General features: G+C 64.2%; 18 protein-coding genes, 1 tRNA gene and 1 pseudogene. 3 read left to right on the forward strand and 17 right to left on the reverse strand.

Going from position 1 to position 25,416, the window contains the following annotated elements; translation table 11 throughout:
• Positions 1–196: 196 nt before the first annotated feature.
• The 6 genes from tuf to rpoB all read right to left on the reverse strand — a co-directional run bounded on the left by tuf (position 197) and on the right by rpoB (position 12,608).
• Positions 197–1,387: an elongation factor Tu gene (gene tuf, locus ACZYZ3_RS02355; protein WP_069949303.1), complete on the reverse strand. Its 1,191-nt coding sequence runs from the start codon at positions 1,385–1,387 to the stop codon at positions 197–199.
• A 242-nt stretch (positions 1,388–1,629) separates the two neighbouring features.
• On the reverse strand, positions 1,630–3,744 hold the full coding sequence (gene fusA, locus ACZYZ3_RS02360) for an elongation factor G (protein ID WP_463962243.1): 2,115 nt from the start codon (positions 3,742–3,744) through the stop codon (positions 1,630–1,632).
• A gap of 69 nt (positions 3,745–3,813) precedes the next feature.
• On the reverse strand, positions 3,814–4,284 hold the full coding sequence (gene rpsG / locus ACZYZ3_RS02365) for a 30S ribosomal protein S7 (RefSeq protein WP_011692813.1): 471 nt from the start codon (positions 4,282–4,284) through the stop codon (positions 3,814–3,816).
• Position 4,285: 1 nt separating this feature from the next.
• Positions 4,286–4,660 (reverse strand): 30S ribosomal protein S12, encoded by a 375-nt coding sequence (rpsL, locus tag ACZYZ3_RS02370; protein ID WP_011692814.1) that lies wholly within the window; start codon positions 4,658–4,660, stop codon positions 4,286–4,288.
• Positions 4,661–5,084: 424 nt separating this feature from the next.
• Positions 5,085–8,984 carry a DNA-directed RNA polymerase subunit beta' gene (locus ACZYZ3_RS02375; protein ID WP_463962244.1) on the reverse strand — a complete coding sequence of 1,300 codons (3,900 nt, stop codon included), beginning with the start codon at positions 8,982–8,984 and terminating at the stop codon, positions 5,085–5,087.
• Between the two features lie 105 nt (positions 8,985–9,089).
• Complete coding sequence (rpoB, locus tag ACZYZ3_RS02380) at positions 9,090–12,608, reverse strand: DNA-directed RNA polymerase subunit beta (RefSeq protein ID WP_463962245.1); 3,519 nt, start codon at positions 12,606–12,608, stop codon at positions 9,090–9,092.
• A gap of 411 nt (positions 12,609–13,019) precedes the next feature.
• On the opposite strand from rpoB, the gene ACZYZ3_RS02385 reads away from it, so the two are divergent.
• Both ACZYZ3_RS02385 and ACZYZ3_RS02390 read left to right on the forward strand, forming a co-directional pair.
• Positions 13,020–14,219 (forward strand): acetyl-CoA C-acetyltransferase, encoded by a 1,200-nt coding sequence (locus tag ACZYZ3_RS02385; protein ID WP_463962246.1) that lies wholly within the window; start codon positions 13,020–13,022, stop codon positions 14,217–14,219.
• Between the two features lie 20 nt (positions 14,220–14,239).
• Positions 14,240–14,760, forward strand: a pseudogene (locus tag ACZYZ3_RS02390) (aminoacyl-tRNA deacylase).
• Positions 14,761–15,066: 306 nt separating this feature from the next.
• On the opposite strand, the gene rplL reads toward ACZYZ3_RS02390, so the two are convergent.
• The 9 genes from rplL to ACZYZ3_RS02435 all read right to left on the reverse strand — a co-directional run bounded on the left by rplL (position 15,067) and on the right by ACZYZ3_RS02435 (position 21,703).
• Positions 15,067–15,441 carry a 50S ribosomal protein L7/L12 gene (gene rplL, locus ACZYZ3_RS02395; protein ID WP_463962247.1) on the reverse strand — a complete coding sequence of 125 codons (375 nt, stop codon included), beginning with the start codon at positions 15,439–15,441 and terminating at the stop codon, positions 15,067–15,069.
• A 73-nt stretch (positions 15,442–15,514) separates the two neighbouring features.
• Positions 15,515–16,123 carry a 50S ribosomal protein L10 gene (rplJ, locus tag ACZYZ3_RS02400; RefSeq protein WP_463962248.1) on the reverse strand — a complete coding sequence of 203 codons (609 nt, stop codon included), beginning with the start codon at positions 16,121–16,123 and terminating at the stop codon, positions 15,515–15,517.
• A 311-nt stretch (positions 16,124–16,434) separates the two neighbouring features.
• Positions 16,435–17,544, reverse strand: coding sequence for a GNAT family N-acetyltransferase (locus ACZYZ3_RS02405; RefSeq protein WP_463962249.1), 1,110 nt, complete (start codon positions 17,542–17,544; stop codon positions 16,435–16,437).
• A 125-nt stretch (positions 17,545–17,669) separates the two neighbouring features.
• Entirely contained in the window at positions 17,670–18,785 is a 1,116-nt protein-coding gene (locus ACZYZ3_RS02410; protein WP_463962250.1) for a GNAT family N-acetyltransferase, read from the reverse strand.
• A 92-nt stretch (positions 18,786–18,877) separates the two neighbouring features.
• Positions 18,878–19,585, reverse strand: coding sequence for a 50S ribosomal protein L1 (gene rplA, locus ACZYZ3_RS02415; RefSeq protein WP_024365991.1), 708 nt, complete (start codon positions 19,583–19,585; stop codon positions 18,878–18,880).
• A gap of 141 nt (positions 19,586–19,726) precedes the next feature.
• Positions 19,727–20,158 carry a 50S ribosomal protein L11 gene (rplK, locus tag ACZYZ3_RS02420; protein ID WP_024365990.1) on the reverse strand — a complete coding sequence of 144 codons (432 nt, stop codon included), beginning with the start codon at positions 20,156–20,158 and terminating at the stop codon, positions 19,727–19,729.
• Positions 20,159–20,288: 130 nt separating this feature from the next.
• Entirely contained in the window at positions 20,289–21,152 is an 864-nt protein-coding gene (gene nusG, locus ACZYZ3_RS02425; protein WP_463962251.1) for a transcription termination/antitermination protein NusG, read from the reverse strand.
• Between the two features lie 115 nt (positions 21,153–21,267).
• Positions 21,268–21,552 (reverse strand): preprotein translocase subunit SecE, encoded by a 285-nt coding sequence (gene secE, locus ACZYZ3_RS02430; protein ID WP_463962252.1) that lies wholly within the window; start codon positions 21,550–21,552, stop codon positions 21,268–21,270.
• A gap of 78 nt (positions 21,553–21,630) precedes the next feature.
• Positions 21,631–21,703: transfer RNA gene (locus ACZYZ3_RS02435), tRNA-Trp, on the reverse strand.
• A gap of 311 nt (positions 21,704–22,014) precedes the next feature.
• Here ACZYZ3_RS02435 and ACZYZ3_RS02440 point away from each other — a divergent pair.
• Complete coding sequence (locus ACZYZ3_RS02440) at positions 22,015–23,232, forward strand: pyridoxal phosphate-dependent aminotransferase (protein ID WP_463962253.1); 1,218 nt, start codon at positions 22,015–22,017, stop codon at positions 23,230–23,232.
• Between the two features lie 80 nt (positions 23,233–23,312).
• Here the strand turns inward: ACZYZ3_RS02440 and ACZYZ3_RS02445 are convergent, their stop codons facing one another.
• Positions 23,313–23,987, reverse strand: coding sequence for a LuxR C-terminal-related transcriptional regulator (locus ACZYZ3_RS02445; protein WP_463962254.1), 675 nt, complete (start codon positions 23,985–23,987; stop codon positions 23,313–23,315).
• On the reverse strand, positions 23,984–25,288 hold the full coding sequence (locus ACZYZ3_RS02450) for an ATP-binding protein (RefSeq protein WP_463962255.1): 1,305 nt from the start codon (positions 25,286–25,288) through the stop codon (positions 23,984–23,986). The genes ACZYZ3_RS02445 and ACZYZ3_RS02450 overlap by 4 nt, the downstream gene beginning before the upstream one ends.
• Positions 25,289–25,416 lie beyond the last annotated feature (128 nt).

Here is a 25,416-nt window from a genome sequence, read left to right on the forward strand (position 1 = left end):
GCGAACCTTTCGATCGAGCAACGTGCGGCAAACGCGCAGGCAGGAAAGAGTCCCGCCGCCCGGGGAAGGGAACCCGGGGCAGGGAACCCGGGGCGAAAAAGAACAGCCCCGCTGCGGGTGCAGCGGGGCTGTTCTTTGCTTCACGGGAACCGTCAGACGGCCACCCGATCAGAGGTCTAACTCAGATCGACAGGTATTACTTGAGGATCTTGGTAACGCGTCCCGAACCAACGGTGCGGCCGCCTTCGCGGATAGCGAAGCCGAGGCCCTCTTCCATGGCGATGGGCTGGATGAGCGCAACGGTCATCTCAGTGTTGTCGCCTGGCATAACCATTTCCGTGCCTTCCGGCAGGGTGATAACGCCGGTTACGTCCGTGGTGCGGAAGTAGAACTGCGGGCGGTAGTTGGAGTAGAACGGGTTGTGACGCCCGCCTTCGTCCTTGGAGAGGATGTAGACGTTAGCCTCGAAGTCGGTGTGCGGGGTGATGGAACCCGGCTTGACGACAACCTGGCCACGCTCGACATCGTCACGCTTCAGACCGCGGAGCAGGAGGCCACAGTTCTCGCCGGCCCATGCTTCGTCGAGCTGCTTGTGGAACATCTCAATACCGGTAACCGTGGTCTTCTGGACCGGGCGGATGCCGACGATCTCGACCTCGGAGTTGATCGCGAGGGTTCCACGCTCGGCGCGGCCCGTAACAACGGTGCCACGGCCGGTGATCGTGAAGACATCTTCGATCGGCATCAGGAACGGCTTGTCGCGGTCACGTACCGGGTCCGGCACAGAGTTGTCGACAGCTTCCATGAGGTCCTCGACGGACTTGACCCAAACAGGGTCGCCTTCGAGAGCCTTCAAGCCGGAGACGCGAACGACCGGAGCCTCATCGCCATCGAAGCCCTGAGCCGAAAGCAGCTCGCGAACTTCCATTTCGACGAGGTCGAGGAGCTCTTCGTCATCGACCATGTCCGACTTGTTCAGTGCAACCAGCAGGTAGGGGACACCAACCTGGCGGGCGAGCAGGACGTGCTCGCGGGTCTGAGCCATCGGGCCGTCAGTGGCGGCAACCACGAGGATTGCACCGTCCATCTGTGCAGCACCGGTGATCATGTTCTTGATGTAGTCAGCGTGACCCGGAGCGTCTACGTGTGCGTAGTGGCGCTTCTCGGTCTGGTACTCAACGTGGGAGATGTTGATGGTAATGCCGCGCTGACGCTCTTCGGGAGCAGAGTCAATGGACGCGAAGTCGCGCTGCTCGTTGAGTGTCGGGTACTTGTCGTACAGCACCTTGGAAATAGCGGCCGTCAGCGTCGTCTTACCGTGGTCAACGTGACCAATGGTGCCGATGTTGACGTGCGGCTTAGTCCGCTCGAACTTTGCCTTTGCCACAGGTTCCTCCTAGAACGTTTTCAAATGACTTACTCTTCGACCGCGCTTGTCGCGGCGAAACCTCAGTAAGTCTACTTGGGGGGCTTTGGATTGATGAAATTGCAGATTCAGGAACCAATACTAGTCCCTCGAGTCTGTCGGTGCAGATGGCCGGCCGGCGAGGCCGGAGCCGGCCACCTGCACCAGGTGAATCTCCGTTGACGAAGATGCACCCGAGTTCGTTGCTGCGAGAGCCGTGGAGACTACTCGCCGCGGTTCTTCTGGATGATCTCGTCGGCATAAGCCTTCGGGACCTCGGCGTAGCTGTGGAACGTCATGGAGTACACAGCGCGGCCCTGGGTCTTCGAGCGCAGGTCACCGATGTAGCCGAACATGCCGGACAGCGGGACGTGCGCGCGGATGACCTTGACGCCCTGGGCATCTTCCATGGACTGCATCTGGCCACGGCGGGAGTTGAGGTCACCGATAACTTCACCCATGTATTCCTCAGGGGTGCGGACCTCGACATCCATCAGCGGTTCGAGCAGGATGGGGTTCGCCTTGCGTGCGGCTTCCTTGAAAGCCATACGGCCAGCGATCTTGAACGCCATTTCCGAGGAGTCAACATCGTGGTACGCGCCGTCAATCAGCGTGGCCTTGATGCCGACAACCGGGTAACCGGCCAGGACGCCGTCGTTCAGCGCACTCTGGATGCCGGCGTCGACCGAGGGGATGTATTCGCGCGGAATACGGCCACCGGTGACCTTGTTCGAGAACTCGTACATCTCGCCGTCGGACGTGTCCAGCGGCTCGATCGCGATCTGGATCTTCGCGAACTGGCCCGAACCACCGGTCTGCTTCTTGTGCGTGTAGTCATGACGCTCTACAGCACGCTTGATGGTTTCGCGGTACGCAACCTGGGGCTTGCCCACGTTGGCTTCGACCTTGAACTCGCGGCGCATGCGGTCCACCAGGATGTCCAGGTGGAGCTCGCCCATGCCGGCGATGATGGTCTGACCGGTGTCTTCGTTGAGGGAGACCTGGAAGGTCGGGTCCTCAGCGGAGAGCTTCTGGATGGCCGTGGAGAGCTTCTCCTGGTCACCCTTGGTGTTCGGCTCGATCGCAACAGAAATCACGGGCTCCGGGAAGCTCATGGACTCAAGGACGATCTGGTTGCTGGAGTCGCACAGGGTGTCGCCCGTTGTGGTGTCCTTCAGACCGATCGCTGCGTAGATGTGGCCAGCGGTAGCGCCGTCAACGGGCATTTCCTTGTTGGCGTGCATCTGGAACAGCTTGCCGATGCGCTCCTTCTTGCCCTTGGTGGAGTTGACCACCTGGGCGCCTGCTTCCACGTGACCGGAGTACACGCGGATGAAGGTGAGCTGACCGAAGAACGGGTGCGTTGCAATCTTGAACGCCAGAGCCGAGAACGGCTCCTCGGAGGAAGGCTTGCGGGTCAGTTCCTTCTCTTCGTCGCGGGGATCGTGACCGATCATCGGCGGGACGTCGAGCGGGTTCGGCAGGTAGTCCACGACGGCGTCAAGCATCGGCTGGACGCCGCGGTTCTTGAACGCGGAGCCACAGAAGACCGGGTAGAGCTCGGAGTTGATCGTCATCTTGCGGATGCCGGCCTTGAGCTCGTCTTCGGTGATTTCTTCACCTTCGAGGTACTTCTCCATGAGCTCTTCGGAGGACTCTGCAACGGTCTCGATGAGCGTTGCGCGGTACTCCTCGGCCTTTTCCTTGAGGTCAGCCGGGATCTCCTGGATCTCGTACTTGGCCCCCATGGTGACGTCACCCTTGGAGTCGCCGGGCCAGACCAGCGCACGCATGTAGAGCAGGTCGACGACGCCGACGAAGTCGTTCTCGGCGCCGATCGGCAGCTGCATGACGAGGGGCTTGGCACCGAGGCGGCTGATGATGGTGTCGACGGTGAAGTAGAAGTCAGCGCCGAGCTTGTCCATCTTGTTGACGAAGCAGATGCGCGGGACGTTGTACTTGTCAGCCTGGCGCCAAACAGTCTCAGACTGCGGCTCCACGCCTTCCTTGCCGTCGAACACGGCAACGGCACCGTCGAGGACGCGCAGCGAGCGCTCAACCTCAACCGTGAAGTCCACGTGGCCGGGGGTGTCGATGATGTTGATCTGGTTGTTTTCCCAGAAGCAGGTCACGGCGGCAGACGTGATGGTGATGCCGCGTTCCTTTTCCTGTTCCATCCAGTCAGTCGTCGAAGCGCCGTCGTGCGTTTCGCCGATCTTGTGGTTCACACCTGTGTAGAACAGAATGCGCTCGGTAGTAGTGGTCTTGCCGGCATCAATGTGGGCCATGATGCCGATATTTCGGACCTTGCTAAGGTCGGTAAGCACGTCCTGTGCCACGGTGTCTCCCTTTCGGATGGACTGCACGTTCGCCGCCGGCTCGGTGGAGCCGGCGGCGTCCGGGAAGTATTACCAGCGGTAGTGTGCGAAGGCCTTGTTGGACTCGGCCATCTTGTGGGTGTCTTCGCGACGCTTCACAGCGGCACCGAGACCGTTGGAGGCATCCAGAATCTCGTTCTGGAGGCGCTCGGTCATGGTCTTCTCGCGGCGGGCCTTCGAGTAGCCAACCAGCCAGCGCAGTGCGAGTGCGGTGGAGCGGCCCGGCTTGACCTCAACCGGAACCTGGTAGGTGGCGCCGCCGACGCGGCGGGAGCGGACCTCGAGGGAAGGCTTGACGTTTTCCATGGCCTTCTTGAGGGCTGCAACCGGGTCGCCGCCGGACTTGGCGCGAGCACCTTCGAGTGCACCGTAAACGATGCGCTCGGCGGTGGACTTCTTGCCGTCGACGAGCACCTTGTTGATCAGCTGGGTGACCAGCGGGGAGCCGTAAACGGGATCTAGAACTAGCGGCCGCTTGGGGGCCGGACCCTTGCGAGGCATATTACTTCTTCTCCATCTTTGCGCCGTAGCGGCTACGAGCCTGCTTACGGTTCTTGACACCCTGGGTATCGAGGGCGCCACGGACGATCTTGTAACGGACACCCGGAAGGTCCTTAACGCGGCCGCCACGGACGAGCACAATGGAGTGCTCCTGCAGGTTGTGGCCTACACCGGGGATGTACGCGGTAACTTCAACGCCGCCGTTGAGGCGCACACGTGCAACCTTACGCAGAGCCGAGTTCGGCTTCTTCGGGGTCGTCGTGTACACGCGGGTGCAAACACCGCGGCGCATCGGGCTGCCGTTAAGCGCGGGGGCCTTGGTCTTCTTGACCTTAGGCGTGCGGCCCTTGCGGACCAGCTGGTTAATCGTAGGCACTCTCGTGTTCTCCGTTTTATCCGGAGCGGCCGTTGGCAGCCGCTCTCTTGTCGCTGCGCCCCGCCGCTCGAGCTTTGAAGTTCTCCAGAGCAGCTGAGGCGAAGCCTTAATAGTCGGACCGCACGCCGGGGCCCACGGACTTTTATCCTGGAATGCCCCTAGGCATGCGAAAATGTGGCATACGTTGCACAAGAACCCTGCAAACCGGAAACGTCGACCTGGTTCAGCCTCTCAGCTTCTACCGGCGCACTCATCCACTGCCACAATAACAATTAGTCTCAAGTCTAACACGCTCAGGTCCCGGCCCTTAATCGGCGCGGAACCCTGCCCGTCCGGCACCGCCCTTAAACAGCAACGCGGGGTCACTTTGAGCCCAATCCAAGGTGCGGATTGGGCCGTAAGTGACCCCGCGTTGCTTTAGCGGTTAGCGGAAGTCGCTGCCCAGGTCGTAGTCATCCAGCGGGATGGCGTGGAACTCAGGAGCTCCGTCGCCGCCCAGGGAATCGTAGGAGAAGTCACTGAACGCGCTGGGGCCGGTGAACAGGTTGGCCTTTGCTTCTTCAGTGGGCTCCACGGTGACCTCGGTGTAGCGCGGGAGACCCGTGCCGGCCGGGATGAGCTTACCGATGATGACGTTTTCCTTGAGGCCGAGCAGCGGATCGCTCTTGCCTTCCATGGCCGCCTGCGTCAGGACGCGGGTGGTCTCCTGGAAGGAAGCTGCGGACAGCCAGGACTCGGTCGCCAGGGACGCCTTGGTGATGCCCATGAGCTCGGGCCGGCCGGAAGCCGGCGTCTTGCCCTCGGACACAACACGGCGGTTGGCATCTTCGAAGCGGCTGCGCTCGGCGAGCTCGCCGGGCAGCAGGTCCGATTCGCCGGACTCGATGACCGTGACGCGGCGCAGCATCTGGCGGACGATAACCTCGACGTGCTTGTCGTGGATACCGATGCCCTGGCTGCGGTACACGCCCTGGACCTCGTCGACCAGGAACTTCTGCGCGGCACGGGGACCCATGATGCGCAGAACCTGCTTGGGGTCGACCGGACCGTTGATGAGCTTCTGGCCGACGCTGACGTGCTCGCCGTCTTCGATGAGAAGACGTGAACGGCGCAGCACCGGGTAGGCGATCTCTTCGGATCCGTCATCCGGGGTGATGACCAGGCGCATCTGCCGCTCGGACTCTTCGATGGTGATGCGGCCGGCTGCTTCAGCAATCGGTGCGACACCCTTCGGAGTACGGGCTTCGAAGAGCTCCTGGATACGGGGCAGACCCTGGGTGATGTCGTCGCCGCCGCTGGAGGACACAGCACCACCGGTGTGGAACGTACGCATGGTCAGCTGGGTACCCGGCTCACCGATGGACTGTGCGGCGATGATGCCGACTGCCTCACCGATGTCGACGGTCTTACCCGTGGCCAGCGAACGGCCGTAGCACAGGGCGCAGGTGCCGACGCTGGACTCACAGGTGAGTACGGAGCGGACCTTGACCTCGGTGATGCCGGCGGCGAACAGTTCAGCAATGACGACGTCGCCGCAGTCAGTGCCGCCCGCTGCCAGGACCTTGCCCTTGGAGTCAACGACATCCACGGCCAGGGTACGGGCGTACGCGCTGTTCTCGACGTTCTCGTCCAGGACCAGCTCGCCGTTGGAGTCCGCGACCGCGATGGCGGTCATCAGACCGCGCTCGGTGCCACAATCCTCTTCGCGAACGATGACATCCTGCGACACGTCCACCAGACGACGGGTCAGGTAACCCGAGTTGGCGGTACGCAGCGCGGTGTCGGCCAGACCCTTACGGGCACCGTGCGTGGCGATGAAGTATTCCAGCACCGACAGGCCCTCGCGGTACGAGGACTTGATCGGACGCGGGATGATCTCACCCTTAGGGTTGGCCACCAGGCCACGGATACCCGCGATCTGCCGGACCTGCATCCAGTTACCACGTGCGCCGGAGGACACCATGCGGTTGATCGTGTTCATCGGGGACAGGTTGTCACGCATCGCCTGGGCGATCTCGTTGGTTGCCTTGTTCCAGATCTCGATCAGTTCCTGGCGACGCTCGTCGTCGTCGATCAGGCCCTTGTCGTACTGGCCCTGGATCTTGGCAGCCATGGTCTCGTAACCGGCGAGGATCCGCGGCTTGTCCTTGGGCACCTCGATGTCGGAGATGGCGACGGTGACACCGGACCGGGTGGCCCAGTAGAAACCGGCATCCTTCAGGTTGTCCAGCGTTGCCGCCGTGACCACCTTCGGGTAGCGCTCGGCGAGATCGTTGACGATCGTGGACAGTTCGCCCTTGTCCGCAACGTTCTCAACCCACGGGTAGTCCGCCGGAAGCGTCTCGTTGAAGAGGACCTGGCCCAGGGAGGTCTGGACGAGCACGGTCTGACCCGGCTCGTAGCCTTCCGGAGCTTCCCAGCCGGCGTAAGGGACAAAGCCCTCAAGCCGGATCTTGACCTGGGAGTTCAGGTGCAGCTCGTGCAGGTCGTACGCCATGATGGCTTCCGCGACGGAGGAGAAGATCCGGCCCTCGCCAGCTGAACCGACACGCTTGGTGGTCAGGTGGTAGAGGCCGATGATCATATCCTGCGAAGGCAGCGTCACCGGACGGCCGTCAGAGGGCTTCAGGATGTTGTTCGAGGAGAGCATCAGGATGCGGGCCTCAGCCTGGGCTTCGGGGCTCAGCGGCAGGTGCACTGCCATCTGGTCGCCGTCGAAGTCGGCGTTGAAGGCGCCACAAACCAGCGGGTGCAGCTGGATTGCCTTGCCTTCAACAAGCTGCGGTTCGAACGCCTGGATGCCGAGACGGTGCAGGGTGGGTGCACGGTTCAGCAGCACGGGGTGCTCGGTGATGATCTCTTCGAGGACATCCCAGACCTGCGGGCGGTAGCGCTCAACCATCCGCTTGGCCGACTTGATGTTCTGGGCGTGGTTGAGGTCAACCAGGCGCTTCATCACGAACGGCTTGAAGAGCTCCAGCGCCATCTGCTTCGGCAGGCCACACTGGTGCAGCTTCAGCTGCGGGCCGACGACGATCACGGAACGGCCGGAGTAGTCAACGCGCTTACCCAGGAGGTTCTGGCGGAAACGACCCTGCTTGCCCTTGAGCATGTCGGACAGGGACTTCAGCGGACGGTTGCCCGGTCCGGTGACCGGACGGCCGCGGCGGCCGTTGTCGAAGAGGCTGTCAACGGCTTCCTGAAGCATGCGCTTCTCGTTGTTGACGATGATCTCCGGAGCACCGAGATCAAGCAGGCGCTTGAGGCGGTTGTTGCGGTTGATCACACGGCGGTAGAGGTCGTTAAGGTCGGAGGTCGCGAAGCGGCCGCCGTCCAGCTGGACCATCGGGCGCAGTTCCGGCGGGATCACCGGGACGGCGTCCAGCACCATGCCTAGCGGGCTGTTGTTGGTCGTCAGGAACGCGTTGACCACCTTGAGCCGCTTCAGGGCGCGGGTCTTGCGCTGGCCCTTGCCGTTGGCAATGATGTCGCGGAGCATGTCCGACTCGGCCTGCATGTCGAAGTTTTCAAGACGCTTCTTGATCGCTTCGGCACCCATGGAGCCTTCGAAGTACATGCCGTAGCGGTCGCGCAGTTCGCGGTACAGGCCTTCGTCGCCTTCAAGGTCAGCGACCTTGAGGTTCTTGAAGCGGTCCCAGACCTGCTCGAGGCGCTCGATTTCAGCGTCCGCGCGCTTGCGGACGTTAGCCATCTGGCGGTCAGCGGAGTCGCGGGCCTTCTTCTTGTCGGCAGCCTTGGCGCCTTCACCTTCGAGACGGGCAACCTCGTTCTCAAGGTCGCGGGCGATCGTGGCGATGTCCGAGTCGCGGTTGTCGATCAGCTGCTTCTTCTCGATGTCGTGCTCAACCTGGAGGTTGGGCAGTTCTTCGTGGCGGCTGTCGGCGTCGACGCTCGTGATCATGTAGGCGGCGAAGTAGATGACCTTTTCGAGGTCCTTCGGTGCCAGGTCAAGGAGGTAGCCCAGGCGGGACGGAACACCCTTGAAGTACCAGATGTGCGTGACCGGGGCGGCCAGCTCGATGTGGCCCATGCGCTCACGGCGGACCTTTGCGCGGGTGACCTCAACGCCACACCGCTCGCAGATGATGCCCTTGAAGCGCACGCGCTTGTACTTACCGCAGTAGCACTCCCAGTCGCGGGACGGGCCGAAGATCTTCTCGCAGAAGAGGCCGTCCTTCTCAGGCTTGAGCGTGCGGTAGTTGATGGTTTCCGGCTTCTTAACCTCGCCGTAAGACCAGCCACGGATGTCTTCCGCGGTGGCGAGGCCGATCTGCATGAGGCCGAAGGAGGATTCGCTGGACATATGGTCCCTGTTCTCTCTTGTTCTCTAAATTCTGAAGTCTTGGGTTACGGGAAGAGGGAGGGGAGGCACGACGGCGGGTGGGAACCCGCCGTCGTGCACCCTCTGCTAAACCTCTTCTACGGAACTGGGCTCTGCACGAGACAGATCGATGCCCAGTTCTTCCGCAGCCGTGAAGACTGCGTCATCAGAGTCACGCATTTCAATTGTGGTTCCGTCCGTGGAAAGAACTTCCACGTTCAGGCACAGCGACTGCATTTCCTTGATCAAGACCTTGAAGGACTCAGGAACGCCCGGCTCGGGGATGTTCTCGCCCTTGACGATGGCCTCGTAGACCTTCACACGACCATGGATGTCATCGGACTTGATCGTGAGGAGCTCCTGAAGCGTGTACGCGGCGCCGTAGGCTTCGAGCGCCCACACTTCCATTTCACCGAAGCGCTGGCCACCGAACTGTGCCTTACCACCCAGCGGCTGCTGCGTGATCATGGAGTACGGGCCGGTGGAGCGCGCGTGGATCTTGTCGTCCACCAGGTGGTGGAGCTTCAGGATGTACATGTAGCCGACCGAGATCGGATCCGGGAACGGCTCGCCGGAGCGGCCGTCGAACAGCCGGGTCTTGCCTGAGGAGTTGATCAGGCGGACACCGTCGCGGGTGACGTTGGTGGAATCGAGGAGACCAGTGATTTCCTCTTCACGCGCCCCGTCGAAGACCGGCGTTGCAACAGTGGTCGAGCCACTCTCGCGCGGCAGGTTCGGCAGCTGCTTGACCCACTCGGGCTCGCCCTCGATCTTCCAGCCGGTCTTGGCAACCCAGCCGAGGTGCGTTTCCAGCACCTGGCCGACGTTCATACGGCCCGGGACACCCAGCGGGTTCAGGACGATATCAACGGGGGTACCGTCGGCCATGAAGGGCATGTCCTCGATCGGGAGGATCTTGGAGATGACGCCCTTGTTGCCGTGACGGCCGGCGAGCTTGTCGCCGTCGGTGATCTTGCGCTTGGCAGCGACGTAGACGCGGACCAGCTGGTTGACGCCCGGGGGCAGCTCGTCGTCGTTGTCGCGGTCGAAGACGCGGACACCGATGACGGTGCCGGACTCGCCGTGCGGAACCTTCAGGGAGGTGTCGCGCACTTCGCGGGACTTCTCACCGAAGATGGCGCGCAGCAGGCGCTCTTCCGGGGTCAGCTCGGTCTCGCCCTTGGGCGTGACCTTTCCGACCAGGATGTCGCCGGCTTCAACCTCGGCACCGATGTGGATGATGCCACGCTCGTCCAGGCCTGCCAGGACTTCCTCGGACACGTTCGGGATGTCACGGGTGATCTCCTCGGCACCAAGCTTGGTGTCGCGGGCATCGATCTCGTGCTCCTCGATGTGGATGGAGGAAAGAACATCCTCGGCCACGATCCGCTGGGACAGGATGATGGCATCCTCGAAGTTGTGGCCTTCCCATGACATGAATGCCACGAGCAGGTTCTTTCCGAGGGCCAGTTCGCCCTGGTCCGTTGCCGGGCCGTCAGCGATGATGCCGCCGACCTCCAGGCGCTGGCCTTCGCTGACCAGAACGCGGTTGTTGTAGCAGTTGCCCTGGTTGGAGCGGGCGAACTTGTTGATGCGGTAGTTGGTTTCCGTGCCGTCGTCGTTGAGCATGATGACGAGCTCGGCGGAAACCTCGGTGACCACACCGGCCTTTTTCGCGATGGTGACGTCACCGGCGTCGACGGCTGCGGCGCGTTCCATGCCGGTACCGACGAACGGCGCCTCGGAACGGACCAGCGGCACGGCCTGGCGCTGCATGTTGGCACCCATAAGTGCGCGGTTGGCATCGTCATGCTCTAGGAACGGGATCAGGGCGGTAGCCACGGACACCATCTGGCGCGGGGAAACGTCCATGAACTCGACCTCGCCGGCGGGGACCAGCACGGGCTCGCCTCCACCACCACGGGCGCGGACCAGGACGGTCTCTTCGGCGAACTTCTTGTTCGGATCGAGCGGAGCGTTGGCCTGTGCAATCAGGACCTCTGCTTCGTCGTCGGCCGTGAGGTACTCGACCTCATCGGAGACAACACCCTCCGCCACCAGGCGGTACGGGGTCTCGATGAAACCGAACGGGTTGATCCGTCCGTAGGAAGCCAGCGAACCGATCAGGCCAATGTTCGGGCCTTCAGGGGTTTCGATGGGGCACATACGTCCGTAGTGCGACGGGTGAACGTCTCGGACTTCCATGCCTGCACGGTCACGGGACAGACCACCCGGGCCAAGCGCCGACAGGCGGCGCTTGTGGGTCAGACCCGACAGCGGGTTGTTCTGGTCCATGAACTGGGACAGCTGGGAGGTTCCGAAGAACTCCTTGATCGCTGCCACGACGGGGCGGATGTTGATCAGCGTCTGCGGCGTGATGGCCTCGACGTCCTGGGTCGTCATACGCTCGCGGACAACGCGCTCCATGCGGGACAGGCCGGTGCGGACCTGGTTCTCGATGAGCTCGCCGACGGCGCGGATGCGGCGGTTGCCGAAGTGGTCGATGTCATCGATCTCAACGCGCAGCTCGTGGTCCTGGCCGTCGCGCTTGCCCGTGAGGGTCTTCTCACCGGCGTGCAGGGCAACGAGGAACTTGATCATGGCGACGATGTCTTCAACGTGCAGGACAGACGCTTCCTTGTCACCAAGGGAGCGGTCGATGCCGAGCTTGCGGTTGATCTTGTAACGGCCAACCTTGGCCAGATCGTAGCGCTTGGAGTTGAAGTACAGGTTGTCCAGCAGGGACTGGGCAGCCTCGACCGTGGGCGGCTCGCCCGGTCGCAGCTTCCGGTAGATGTCCAGCAAGGCATCTTCGCGGGTTTCGGTGGCGTCCTTCTCCAGCGTCGCGCGCATGGAGTCGTACTGGCCGAACTCTTCGAGGATCTGGCCTTCGGTCCAGCCGAGGGCCTTCAGCAGCACCGTGACGGACTGCTTGCGCTTGCGGTCGAGGCGAACGCCGACCTGGTCGCGCTTGTCGATTTCGAGTTCGAACCAGGCGCCGCGGGACGGGATGATCTTCGCGGTGAAGATGTCCTTGTCGCTGGTCTTGTCGGCGGTGCGCTCAAAGTAGGCGCCCGGGGAGCGGACCAGCTGGGAGACAACGACACGCTCGGTGCCGTTGACGACGAAGGTGCCCTTCTCGGTCATCAGCGGGAAGTCACCCATGAACACGGTCTGCTGCTTGATTTCGCCCGTGTTGTTGTTCATGAATTCGGCCTTGACGTACAGCGGAGCCGAGTACGTTGCGTCCCGGTCCTTGCACTCAGCCATCGTGTATTTCGGATCAGCGAACTCCGGCTCCGAGAAGCTCAGGGACATGGTGCCCTGGAAATCCTCGATCGGGGAGATCTCTTCGAAGATGTCGGACAGACCCGAGGAGGTGGCGACGCTGAGGTCGCCTTCTTCGACGGCCTTGGCTACGCGTGCCTGCCAGCGTTCGTTTCCGACCAGCCAGTCAAAGCTGTCCGTTTGCAGGGCAAGCAGATTCGGAACGTCAAGAGGTTCGTGAATCTTTGCGAATGAGAGCCGGCGGGTTGCACCGTCGGTGCTGTCGGCATTGATAGCGGTTGCAGCGTTGTTTACATTAGAGGTGCTCGAGGCGACCAAGAGGGATCCTTCCACAGACCTTCAGGCGTTTTCAGATCTCCCCCGTTATGGACCCTGCGGAGTGACTCCGCAGTGCTACCAATCCGGTTCCGCTATATGACCCGGGACCCGCGCTGACCATGCTGGTGCCGTTGTTGACGGCACATTGATGGCCCAGCTGCCAGGCTAAGCCCACCGCTATATGAAGGCTGAAGGTAAACAGGGAAGACGCAAATATCTACAATACGGCAAAGCAACCTACTTGTCTACCCCACTTCGCCCGGGATTGCAAGCACTGGCCCCGGTGCCCGGATCGGGTATCACGCCCGCGGGGCGCGGCCCCGCTTCGCCGGCGGCGGGGGCGGCGGATGGCCCGGCGACTGGGGCCACGATAGCCTTGCTGTACATCGATCAAGATCGGAAGAGAAAACCATGAGCAACTCTGCAGACAACAATGATGTTGTCATCCTCGCCGCCGCCCGCACGCCCCAGGGACGCCTCAACGGGCAGCTCGCCAGCTTCACCGCCGTGGAGCTCGGCGCGCACGCCATCAGCGCGGCCCTGGCCGCCAGCGGGGTGAAGGCCGATCAGGTGGACTCGGTGATCATGGGCCAGGTGCTGCAGGCCGGGGCAGGCCAGAACCCCGCCCGCCAGAGCGCCATCGGCGCCGGCCTCGGCTGGAACGTTCCCACCCTGACCATCAACAAGGTCTGCCTGTCCGGGCTGACCGCGGTGATCGATGCGGCGCGGATGATCCGCAGCGGCGACGCCGCCGTCGTCGTCGCCGGCGGCCAGGAGTCGATGACCCGCGCGCCGCACCTGCTCCCCGGCTCCCGGCAGGGCTGGACCTACGGCTCCATCCAGGCGCTCGACGTCGCGGCCCATGACGGCCTGACCGACGCCTTCGACGGGCAGTCCATGGGCCTGTCCACCGAGACCAGGAACCTGACGCTGGGCATCGACCGCACCTCCCAGGACGAGGTGGCGGCCGCGTCCCACCAGCGCGCCGCGCGTGCCGCCAAGGACGGGGTCTTCGACGGCGAAATCGCCCCGATCAGCGTGAAGCAGCGCAAGGGGGACGCTGTCATCCTGGCCGCGGATGAAGGCATCCGGCCGGACACGACCGTCACGTCCCTGGCCGGGCTGCGGGCGGCGTTCGCCACCGACGGCACCATCACCGCCGGCAACTCCTCTCCCCTGTCCGACGGCGCCTCCGCCCTCGTGCTGTCCTCGCGGAAGTTTGCCGAGGACAACGGCCTGGAGTACCTCGCCGTCGTCGGGAAACCCGGGCAGGTGGCCGGTCCGGATAACTCACTCCACTCCCAGCCCGCCAACGCAATCAAGAGCGCGCTGGACAAGGCCGGCTGGTCCGCCGCGGACCTGGACTTCATCGAGATCAACGAGGCGTTTGGCTCCGTCGCCGTCCAGTCACTCAAGGACCTCGACTACCCGCTGGAGAAGTGCAACATCCACGGCGGCGCGATCGCCGTGGGCCACCCGATCGGCGCCTCCGGCGCCCGGCTTGCCCTGCACGCGGCGCACGAGCTGAAGCGGCGCGGCGCCGGCAAAGCCGCGGTGTCTCTCTGCGGCGGCGGCGGCCAGGGCGAAGCACTCCTGCTGTACCGCGACTGAGCGCCATGCCGGACCCCGTGATGCCTGGGCAGGTCCCGGCCGGTAGCGGTGGCGGTGGTCGCACCGGTGGTGGCGCCGCCGGCCGGGAGCGGTTCCTGGCTGACGCCGCCGCCCGCGGCCTCAGCGTCCAGCTCGTGGAGCGCCTGGCGGCGAACAGCCTGGAGGAGGCGGCCCGGATCCTGGGGATCGGGCCCGGGGATATCGTGAAGTCCCTGGTGGTCAAACACAAGGACGGCAGTTTCCTGTTCGCCCTGTTCCGGGCGACCGGCAGATTTCCTGGCCGAAGCTCCGAGCGCTGGTCGGGGTGAACAAGCTGTCCCTTCCGTCGGCCGACATGGCCCTGGCCGCCACGGGCTACGAGCGCGGCACGATCACCCCGCTCGGAAGCGCCGTGGCCTGGCCCGTGTACGCGGACCGGACCATCACCGGGCGCAGGATATCGATGGGTGCCGGAGAACACGGCCTCAGCGCCTTCATCGACGCCGACGCCCTGACCGCCGCCCTCGCTGCCGTCGTCGCGGACATCTCCGAACCCAACTGACCCCGGGCCAGCTAGCCAACCGGCCCATGAAGCCATTTAGCCCTGCCGGGTTAACTCCTCCCCCGGGTTAGCAAAACAACGCGGGGTCACTTACGGCCCATCCCGCCGCCTGGGATGGGCCGTAAGTGACCCCGCGTTGCTGTTGCAGGGGCGGGCGGCCGGTGGAGCGCCCGCCAGCTCCGTCAGGCCGTGGAGCCGCTAAGTTTATCCAGCCTTGAACGCAGGAAACCCCGCCCACCGGAGTGGACGGGGTTTCTGGAGCGGAGCGGGAACGCGTGGTTCCCGGACAGTTCCTGAAGCGGCGAGTTACTTGAGGGTAACGCGAGCGCCGGCTTCTTCGAGCTGTGCAACAGCCTTCTCGGCAGCTTCCTTGGTGACACCTTCGAGGATGGCCTTCGGAGCGCTGTCAACAACGTCCTTTGCTTCCTTGAGGCCCAGGGAAGTGATAGCGCGAACTTCCTTGATGACTGCAATCTTCTTGTCGCCCGGGTGCTCCAGGATGACGTCGAATGCGGTCTGCTCTTCTTCTTCGGCAGGCCCGCCGGCAGCGGGGCCGGCAACTGCAACAGCAGCAGCCGTAACTTCGAAGGTCTCTTCGAAGAGCTTTACGAACTCAGAGAGCTCGATGATGGTCAGTTCCTTGAAAGCTGCAATGAGCTCTTCGTTGGTGAGCTTCGCCATGGTGTGGCGTCCTTCCTATAGTGGTGCTCGGCGGCCGGAGCCGTGCCTTCGCACCGGAGTCTGGTTTAGAGAGTTAGTTCTCTTCGGGGGCTGCGGCGTCGGCGGGAGCTTCAGCGGCAGCGTCAGCCGGAGCTTCAGCTGCTGCGTCGGCCGGAGCTTCGTCAGCGGCAGGCGCCTCGGCTTCAGCCGGAGCACCGTTCTCTTCTTCAAGCTTGAGGCGCAGCGCGTCGATGATGCGCACAGCCGCGGCAGCAGGAGCCTTGAGGATGCCTGCAACCTTGGCGAGCTGCAGCTCGCGGGACTCGAGTGCTGCCAGGGCAGCAACCTCGGTGGCGTTCAGTGCCTTGCCCTCGAAGTAACCGGTCTTGATAACCAGCTGCTTGTTGGTCTTGGCAAAATCCGTGAGGCTCTTGGCAGCGGCAACTGCGTCACCCTTGATGAAAGCGATTGCAGTGGGGCCGGCGAGCTGGCCGTCGAATGCTTCGACACCAGCTTCCTTGGCTGCAATAGCGGTCAGGGTGTTCTTGACGACCGAGAACTTGGTGTCCTGGCCGAGAGAGACACGCAGCTGCTTGAGCTGTGCAACGGTGAGCCCGCGGTATTCGGTCAGGACAGCGGCGTTCGATTCCTTGAAATCGTTAGTGATCTCAGCTACTGCTGAAACCTTGCTAGGCGTTGCCATAACCCTCCTTCCGGGGATAGTGCCGGTATTTCCCGGTCCCCGCTCAAAAGAGCTACAAACTAAAAAACGCCCCGCGCAGATGCACGGGGCTTGTCTCGACGCAGTCCATGACTGCGGAGCTTTGCTTCGTTCACCTGCGCCGGCCGCCCTATGTTCAGGGTCCTTCGTCTGGAGATCCACTGGCTCTCCCGGCGCGACTGCAGAAGTGAGTCTTGCTTGGGAGAGTGAATTTCCAACAACCGACGGTCTTTGGTTCCCCCAGCTTACGCGAGTCGGGGCGTCTGCTCCAAATCGGGCGCCCCGGGCTTCGTTTAGCTGTTCCTGGGGCCGAAGTTGGGGAGCTCCTTTTGCCAGATCCCCGTCACGCCGGCGGTAGCGAACCCGAGCTGCTGGTTGACCTTGAGCAGGTATCGGTTTTCGGGCGCGTTCCAGGTGTAGAGCACCCGGGCGTCCGGGAACTGCTCGGAGAGCCGCTCCATGTTCGCGACCTTGATCAGCAGGCCCAGTTTGTTGCCCCGGTGCTCCCGCAGCACCACCGTGTCGTCCTGGAACACGACGTCGGGGCGCAACGCAAGGACGCTGATGGTCGTCAGACCAACGAGGTCACCGCTGTCGATATGTTCGATGGCGGTAACCACCGTCCGCCGGCCCTGCGCGATGGCGACGTCTTCCGCCTCACGGAGGATGCCGCCGTCGAACACCATGTCGGTATCGTCGACGCCGGGCACGCCGTCTTCGCCCGCGCTGTTTTCCAACGCCGCGACCGCCCCGAGCCACTGCTCCGGGCACCGGTCCGTCCAATGGTGCAGGCGGTAGCGGCCGCCGTTGGCTTCCTCGGCCTCGGTCTGCAGCTCCTCCACGAGCCCGCTGTCCATCGGCAGCGCACAGGCACTGAACTGTTCGATGTGCTGGAGGGTGTAGCCGCTGTGGCGGGCGAACTCCACCTCCCTGCTGTCCACGGGTACGAAGCCGAGGCCTGTGCCGGGGACCAGTTGACCGGCCTCACTGTCACCCAACGAGGACCTCGGATGGTTCGTCTCGATCAGGATGGTGTGACGGCCCTCATCGCGTGCGAAGTGCTCCGCGGCTTCGAGCAGTTGCCGGCCCACGCCCCGGCCCTGGAACTCCGGCAGGATGTCCAGGGCAAATTCGGCCAGGTCGAGGTTCTCGGAGAGAGGCAGAGCAATGTCAACGGTTCCGACGATTTCCCCGCCGATCCTGGCCACGAGCATCACCTGGCGCTCGTAGGGGTCTGCCAGTTCCAGCAGTTTCTCCTGCGGCGCGTAGGCGAGGTCGTCGCTTCCCCAGGTCTGCATGCGCACCTTGCGGCCCACTTCGACGGCGGCAATGAAGTCGGCGGCGTCCGGTCCGTCCAGCGAATCGGGGATCCACAGCTGTTCAATCCGTACGTCGTTTGCCATAACGGGCATCATCCCCAGCTGTTCTGCCATCCACGGGTACCGGATTTCCTGCAGTAAACAGGGTTTCCACGGTCAGCATATGCCGGTTTGTGCCGGCGTTCCATCAGCGACGTGCGCCCTGCCCGCTACGGCTCCCGGCCGGCGGCGCCGACGGTCCGCTGCCACTCGCCGTCGTAGCCGGCGGGGCGGAATCCGAGCGCCACGTTGATGGCGAGCATGTGCTCGTTTTCCGCGGCGTTGAAGGTGATGACACGTTCCACCGCCGGGTACTCGGCGAGCAGGCGGCGGAGGTTGCCGATCTTGACGAGCATGCCCAGGCGGTGCCCGCGGTGACTGGCGGCAACCAGGGTGTCGTCCTGGTCCGCCAGCCACGGTTTCGACGGCGTGAGTTGAAGCACCGAATAGGCGGCCAGCTCCTCGCTGCCCCGGTGCCGGGCGGCCGCGACGAGGGACTCCAGGCCGGCCCGCTGCCAGGTATCCTCGACGTGGCGGACCCGTCCCACATCCCACTCCTCCGGGTCATAGCTCAGGTCTCCGGTCGGCGCGTCAGTGCTCATCCGGGACATCAGTACGGAGAGCTGACGGGCATACTCGTCCGGGCAGCGGCCCGTCCAGGACACAAGCTCATAGTCCTCCCCCGCCTTGGCCAGGGCCGCCCGTTCCAGCGCATCCCACGACGCGGCATGCGCGCGGACATCCAGGGCGCTGAAGCGCGAGACCTGTTCCAGCCGGTACCCGGCCTTGAGGGCAAAGCGGACCCCCCGCGCGTCATTGGGAAGCGCTCCCGTTCCGGTGGCCGGCCTGAAGGTTGCGTCCGGGATTTCCGGGTCAAAGCCCGCGGGATGCTCCGTGTAGCTCTGCAGGATGGTGCGGCCCGCTGCGGCCGCCAGCGCTTCCGCGTGGCGGAGCAGCGCCAGCCCAAGCCCCCGGCCGCTGAACTCCTCGAGCACCTCAACGTGGACGAACGCGCTGCCCCGGTTCTCCTGGAGTTCGAAGCGGACCCAGGACCGGGCGGCCATTCGCCCGTCCTGGCGCACAAAAAAGAGCTGGATTTTCCGGTAGGCGTTGTCCCGCCAGAACTGGAGCCTGGCCTCGGGCGGGGTCGCCCGGTCCAGGTTGCCCCAAGTCTGGAGCGTCAGGGTGTCACACAATGCTCCGACCTCAAGGAAGTCTCTGGCGTCCGGGGAATCGAGGGCGTCCGGGATCAGGAGGCGTTCAATGCGGTACGGCGCTGCAGTCACGGGGACAGCGTAGCCGTGACCCGGAACGCAGAAAAGACCGCCCCGCGGATGCGGGTCGGTCTTTCCTGTTACTGCTGTGGATCCGGTGAAGCTTAGACCTCGGTCAGGACCTTGGTGACGTTGGGGTCAACCGAGATGCCCGGACCGAAGGTGGTCGCGACGGTGGCCTTCTGGATGTAGCGGCCCTTGGAAGCGGACGGCTTGAGGCGCAGGACCTCTTCCAGAGCGGCTGCGTAGTTCTCGGCCAGCTTGAGGGCGTCGAAGGAAACCTTGCCGATGATGAAGTGCAGGTTCGAGTGCTTGTCGACGCGGAAGTCGATCTTGCCGCCCTTGATATCGTTGACGGCCTTGGCGACGTCAGCGGTCACGGTGCCGGTCTTCGGGTTCGGCATCAGGTTACGCGGGCCCAGGACCTTGCCGAGGCGGCCAACCTTGCCCATGAGGTCAGGGGTGGCGACGGCGGCGTCGAAGTCGGTCCAGCCGGCTGCGATCTTTTCGATCAGATCATCAGAACCAACGAAGTCGGCGCCGGCTGCGATTGCTGCCTCAGCCTTGTCGCCCGTTGCGAAAACGAGGACGCGGGCAGTCTTACCGGTGCCGTGCGGCAGGATAACGGTGCCGCGGACCATCTGGTCAGCCTTACGCGGGTCGACACCCAGGCGGAAAGCAACCTCAACGGTGGCGTCGAACTTGGACGGGTTGGTGTCCTTGGCCAGCGTCACTGCCTCGAACGGCGCGTAGAACTTCTCCGCGTCGATCTTGGCTGCGGCTGCCTCATATGCTTTGCTGCGCTTTGCCATGCTGCTTATTCTCCTTGTGCAGTTGTGGTCTGCGGACCGCGCTGGGCCCTGCCACAGTTGGAGTTCCGAACGGTTTGTCCGGCCCGGCTCTCCAACAATCTCAATGTTTAGGTGGTGCCGGTTGCCCGGCGGTGAAGGCTATTAGCCCTCGACGGTGATACCCATGGAACGGGCGGTGCCGGCGATGATTTTCGCGGCGCCTTCCAGGCTCGTGGCGTTGAGGTCTTCCATCTTGGTGGTGGCGATCTCGTTGACCTGGGCCTGGGTCAGCTTGGCAACCTTGACGGTGTGCGGGGTGGGTGAACCCTTGGCAACGCCTGCAGCCTTCTTGATGAGCTCTGCAGCCGGCGGGGTCTTGGTGATGAACGTGAATGAACGGTCCTCGTAGACCGTGATTTCCACCGGAATAACGTTGCCGCGCTGGGCTTCCGTCGCAGCGTTGTACGCCTTGCAGAATTCCATGATGTTGACACCGTGCTGGCCAAGCGCAGGACCGATCGGCGGGGCCGGGTTAGCGGCACCTGCCTGGATCTGCAGCTTGATGAGGCCGGTGACCTTCTTCTTGGGAGCCAATGTAGGGTCCTTCTCTCAAATATTTCCTGGGACACAGGAGCGTGCCTCAGGTTGGTGGCCGCCATGGCGAGGCGGCCGGCCGCCCCAGGCCGCTAAAGCGGGCAGTCCGGGGCGAATTCTGTGGTTATGACTAGATCTTGCTGACCTGGTTGAATGCCAGCGTGACCGGTGTCTCGCGTTCGAAGATGGAGACCAGCACCACGAGGGTCTGGGAGTCCACCTTGATTTCCGAGATCGTGGCCGGAAGGGTCTCGAACGGACCTTCCTTGACGATGACGGACTCGCCAACCTCGAAGTCGACGTCGATCTGCTCGGCGGCGTGCTTGACCGGCTTGCCCTTCTCGGCCTGCTCTTCTTCGAAGACCGGGGCGAGCATGGAAAAGACCTCATCGAGGCGCAGCGGGACCGGGTTGTGGGCGTTGCCCACAAAGCCGGTGACGCCGGGGGTGTGGCGTACGGCGCCCCAGGAGGCATCCGTCAGGTCCATGCGGACCAGGACGTAACCCGGGATGCGGACGCGGTTGATGACCTTGCGCTGAGCATTCTTGATCTCAACGACTTCCTCCATCGGAACCTGGATTTCGAAGATGTAATCTTCCATGTCCAGGGTCTGGATGCGGGTTTCCAGGTTGGCCTTGACGCGGTTCTCGTAGCCGGCGTAGGAGTGGATGACGTACCAGTCACCTTCCTGGCGGCGCAGCTTGGCCTTGAATTCATCGGCCGGATCAACCTCGGCGGCGGCCGCAGCGGCGGCCAGTGCGTCAGCCGACTCGGCGTCGCCCTCGGCTGCCTCTTCGCCGGCCTCGGCGACTGTGTCTGCCTCGGCGGACTCGCCAGCCTCGTCAGCGGCGGTCCCTGCCGTGTCAACGGCCTCGTCAGCGACATCGGATTCGGGCGCAGCAGACACAGCCTCGGACTCTTCCCCGGTTTCCACCGCGGCGTCCTGGCTCTTATCCAGCTCAGTCTCAGTTACCTCGAGCTCCTGCTCAGACACTTGGTCTCCTGCTTCCTCATTGCCTAACATGCCTATTTAAATGACTCAATTCCGCACACCCCGCGGATCCCCCGGAATCCCGGTGGAAATCCACGCAGTCTGCGGACCGGTCGCCTTAGCTGTCCGTGGGGCCCGTGCCGCCGAAGACCCAGCCCACTCCGGTCCCGAAGGCCAGATCCAGCAGGGTGACGATGAGCATCATGATGACCACGAACACCAGCACCACGAGGGTGTAGTTGATCAGTTCCTTGCGGGTCGGTGCAACGACCTTCTTCAGTTCGCCGATGACCTGGCGGACGAAGAGCGCGATTCGAGCGAACAAGCCTGCCCTGGGGGCATTCTTGGCGGGGCGGCCACTGGAGCTGCTTGCAGCCGTTTCGGTCACCTGGTCCTCACTCATCCTCGCAATGTCGGATACCCGGCTCTGAACTGAACCATGGTTGCTGCGCTTGTTCCGGAGAAACCGAAACAGCTTGCGCAGGGCAGACAGGACTCGAACCTGCAACCTGCGGTTTTGGAGACCGCTGCGCTACCAATTGCGCCACTACCCTATGGAGCGAAAACCAGTTCCGGCCCATTTCCCCCAGACTTCCCTGAGGCGCAGACCATCATCGTGTTTTCAACACCGGAGATCCAGTCTACGCAACAACTGCGCCTACGTCGAACCGGCCCTCCGGGACCCTGCCGTTTCACCGGTAAACAGAGAGAAAACGGGACGATAAACCAGCTGCGAAAGGCACCTGAACGATACGCAGTCACATTTCCACGCCGGCACCGCGGACGGTCCGGTGAACAGCATAGAGTAGGTTCCGTCGAATCCCACCAACAGCCACCGAAGCTGCCAGCGAAGAATGGACCCGCGATGACTGCCGCCCGCATTTCACAGCGCATTTCCGCCATAGCCGAATCCGCCACGTTGGCCGTTGATGCCAAAGCGAAGGCGTTGAAGGCTGCCGGCCGCCCGGTCATCGGCTTCGGCGCCGGCGAGCCGGACTTCCCGACCCCCGAATACATCGTGCAGGCAGCCATCGAAGCCTCCAGCCAGCCCAAGTACCACCGCTATTCGCCGGCGGGTGGCCTGCCGGAGCTGAAGCAGGCCATCGCGGCCAAGACGTTCCGGGATTCCGGCTACAAGACCGAGGCGGCCCAGGTGCTGGTCACCAACGGCGGCAAGCAGGCCGTGTACAACACCTTCGCCACGCTGCTCGATCCGGGCGACGAGGTCATAGTCCCCACGCCGTTCTGGACCACCTACCCGGAGGCCATCCGGCTCGCGGGAGGCGTGCCGGTCGAGGTCTTCGCCGGACCGGAGCAGGGATACCTGGCCACGGTGGAGCAGCTCGAGGCAGCCCTCACGGACCGCACCAAGATCCTGCTCTTCGTCTCCCCCTCCAATCCCACCGGCGCCGTGTACTCGCCGGAGCAGGTCAGGGAAATCGGCCAGTGGGCCGCCGCCAGGGGCCTGTGGGTGGTCACGGATGAGATCTATGAGCACCTGACCTACGACAATGTGCCCTTCACCTCGATTGCCACGGCGGTTCCGGAGCTGGGCGACAAGGTTGTCATCCTCAACGGTGTTGCGAAGACCTATGCCATGACCGGCTGGCGCGTGGGCTGGATGATCGGTCCGGCCGACGTCATCAAGGCCGCCACCAACCTGCAGTCGCACGCCACCTCCAACGTCTCGAACATCATGCAGGTCGCTGCCCTCGCCGCAGTGTCCGGTCCGCTGACCGCCGTCGACGAGATGAAACTCGCCTTCGACCGCCGCCGCAAAGCCATCGTCGCCGGACTGAATGCCATCGAGGGCGTGGAATGCCCGACGCCGAAGGGCGCCTTCTACGTCTACGCGGACGTCCGTGCCCTGCTCGGCAAGGAGTTCCCGTCCGCGAACGGTCCCGTGCGTCCCTCGACGTCGGCGGAGCTGGCCACCCTAATCCTGGATGAGGTCGAGGTGGCCGTGGTTCCGGGCGAAGCTTTTGGCCCCTCCGGCTACCTGCGCCTCTCCTACGCCCTGGGCGACGAGGACCTCGCCACCGGCGTCGCCCGGCTGCAGGACTTCCTCGGCAAGGCGAAGTAGCAGCCCCAACCCCCGATGCGCTATCCCTTAGAGTCCTTATTCCAGCGCGATAAGGACTCTAAGGGATAGCGCATCTTTGGTTAGAGGAGCCGGCGTTCGGCGGCCCAGCGGGTGAGTTCGTGCCGGCTGGAGAGCTGGAGTTTGCGCAGTACCGCCGAGACGTGGGTCTCCACGGTCTTGATCGAGATGAACAGCTCCTTGGCGACCTCCTTGTAGCTGTAGCCGCGGGCGATCAGCCGCATCACCTCGAGTTCGCGGGCCGAGAGCCGGTCCAGCTCGTCGTCGGCTATGTCCGCCGGGGCGGTCCCGAAGGCGTCGAGCACAAAACCCGCCAGCCGGGGCGAGAAGACCGCGTCCCCGCCGGCGACACGGCGGACGGCATCGGAAATTTCCGCCCCCGAAATGGTCTTGGTGACGTAGCCGCGGGCCCCGGCCCGGATCACCGACACGACGTCCTCGGCCGCGTCCGAGACGCTGAGGGCCAGGAACCGGGTGCCGCCCAGCAGGGGCGCGGAACCGACCAGCACTTCGCGTCCGCCGCCGCCGAGCCCGCCGGGCAGGTGCACGTCCAGGAGCACGACGTCGGGACGCATGACGGCGATCACGGCGACGGCGTCCTCCACCGTTCCGGCCTCGCCCGCCACGACGATGTCCGGGTCCAGGTCCGCCTTCAGGCCGGACCGGAAGATGGCGTGGTCGTCCACGATCACGACCCGGATCCCCCGGGCCGGGCTGCCCGCTTCGCTGTTGCTCACAGTCTTGCCTCTCCGTCGCTGTTCGTGGCGGCAGACCCGGCGGGTGCGCCCGCCGGCAGGGGCAGCCTGAGCCGCACCTCGGTGCCGTCCTGGGTGGTGTTGATGGTGGCGGTTCCGCCGTGCCGGTTCATCCGGCCGACCATCGACTCGCGGACCCCCAGCCGGTCGGCGGGGACGGCGTCCGGATCGAAGCCGGGACCGCGGTCCCTCACGAAGACCTCCGCCGCTCCGTCGGTGACTTCCAGATACACCGATACGGCGCCGCCGCCGTGCCGGGCCGCGTTCAGCATCGCCTCACGGGCCGCCTGGACGAGTGCCTCGTGGCGTTCGGTCATGGCGCAGTCGCCCACCGTGACCACCTCGACGGCGTGGCCCAGGGAGTCTTCCACTTCCGCCGCAGCGGTCTTGATGCCCTCGGACAGTTGACCGGCGTCCTTGCCCGGATCCCGGTACAGCCAGCCCCGGAGCTCGCGCTCCTGGGCCCGGGCCAGACGGACGACGTCGGTCTCGTTGCCGGCGCGGCGCTGGATCAGGGCCAGCGTCTGCAGCACGGAGTCGTGCAGGTGGGCGGCGATCTCAGCCCGTTCGGTCGCACGGACCCGCCCGGCCCGCTCCGCTTCCAGGTCCCGCCAGAATTTCAGCCCCCAGGGCAGGAGGACCAGGGCCACGCCGCCGAGCACCGCCACCGAGGACAGTAGGGCAAGCCAGGTCTGCTCCCAGGACCCGGAGCCGGACACCATGACCAGGACACCGCTCACAACGAGGGCCAGCCCGGCCGCGAGGCGTGCCCAGCCGCCGGCCTGGTCCGCCTTGGTCTTGTCCACGAGGCCGGCCCGGCGGGTCTCGTCCAGCTGCATCCAGGCGATGGCCGCGCCGCCGAGGATGGCCGCAACCGGGATGAGGGTCCCGAGCGGCACGTCAACGCCGAGCAGCCGGGCGATCAGGATACCGGCGGCCAGCAGCAGACCCGCCCCGAGCAGGATCTCCTTGCCGTAGCGCACGCCGGTGGCCCTGCTCCACCAGGAATCGGCAGGAACCGCCCCTGCCGGTGCGACCGCCGGGGCAATCGGCGACGCCGGCGGGCGGGCATTGCGTTTGGCGCTTTCGTCCGCAGTGGGAAGCATGATCCAGAGCCAGGCGTAGAAAGCGACGCCGGCACCCCCGGCGAGCGCGGCCACCGCCATGCCGAGGCGGACCATGCGCACCTGCCAGCCCAGGTGCCGGGCGAGCCCGGCACAGACCCCGGCGACCACCCGGTCGCTGCCGCGGACCAGCGGCGGGCGGGAAGCGGCGGTTGTCATGACTCAATCCAAACATGGATCAGGGTTCCCCGGACCCGTTTTCGGCCCCAACCGGGGGTGACTCAGGGACAGTTCAGGGTGTTCCCCAGTAGAGCGGATTCGCGGCGGACGGGAAGATCGGAGTATGA

Source organism: Pseudarthrobacter linnaei, from assembly GCF_055412825.1.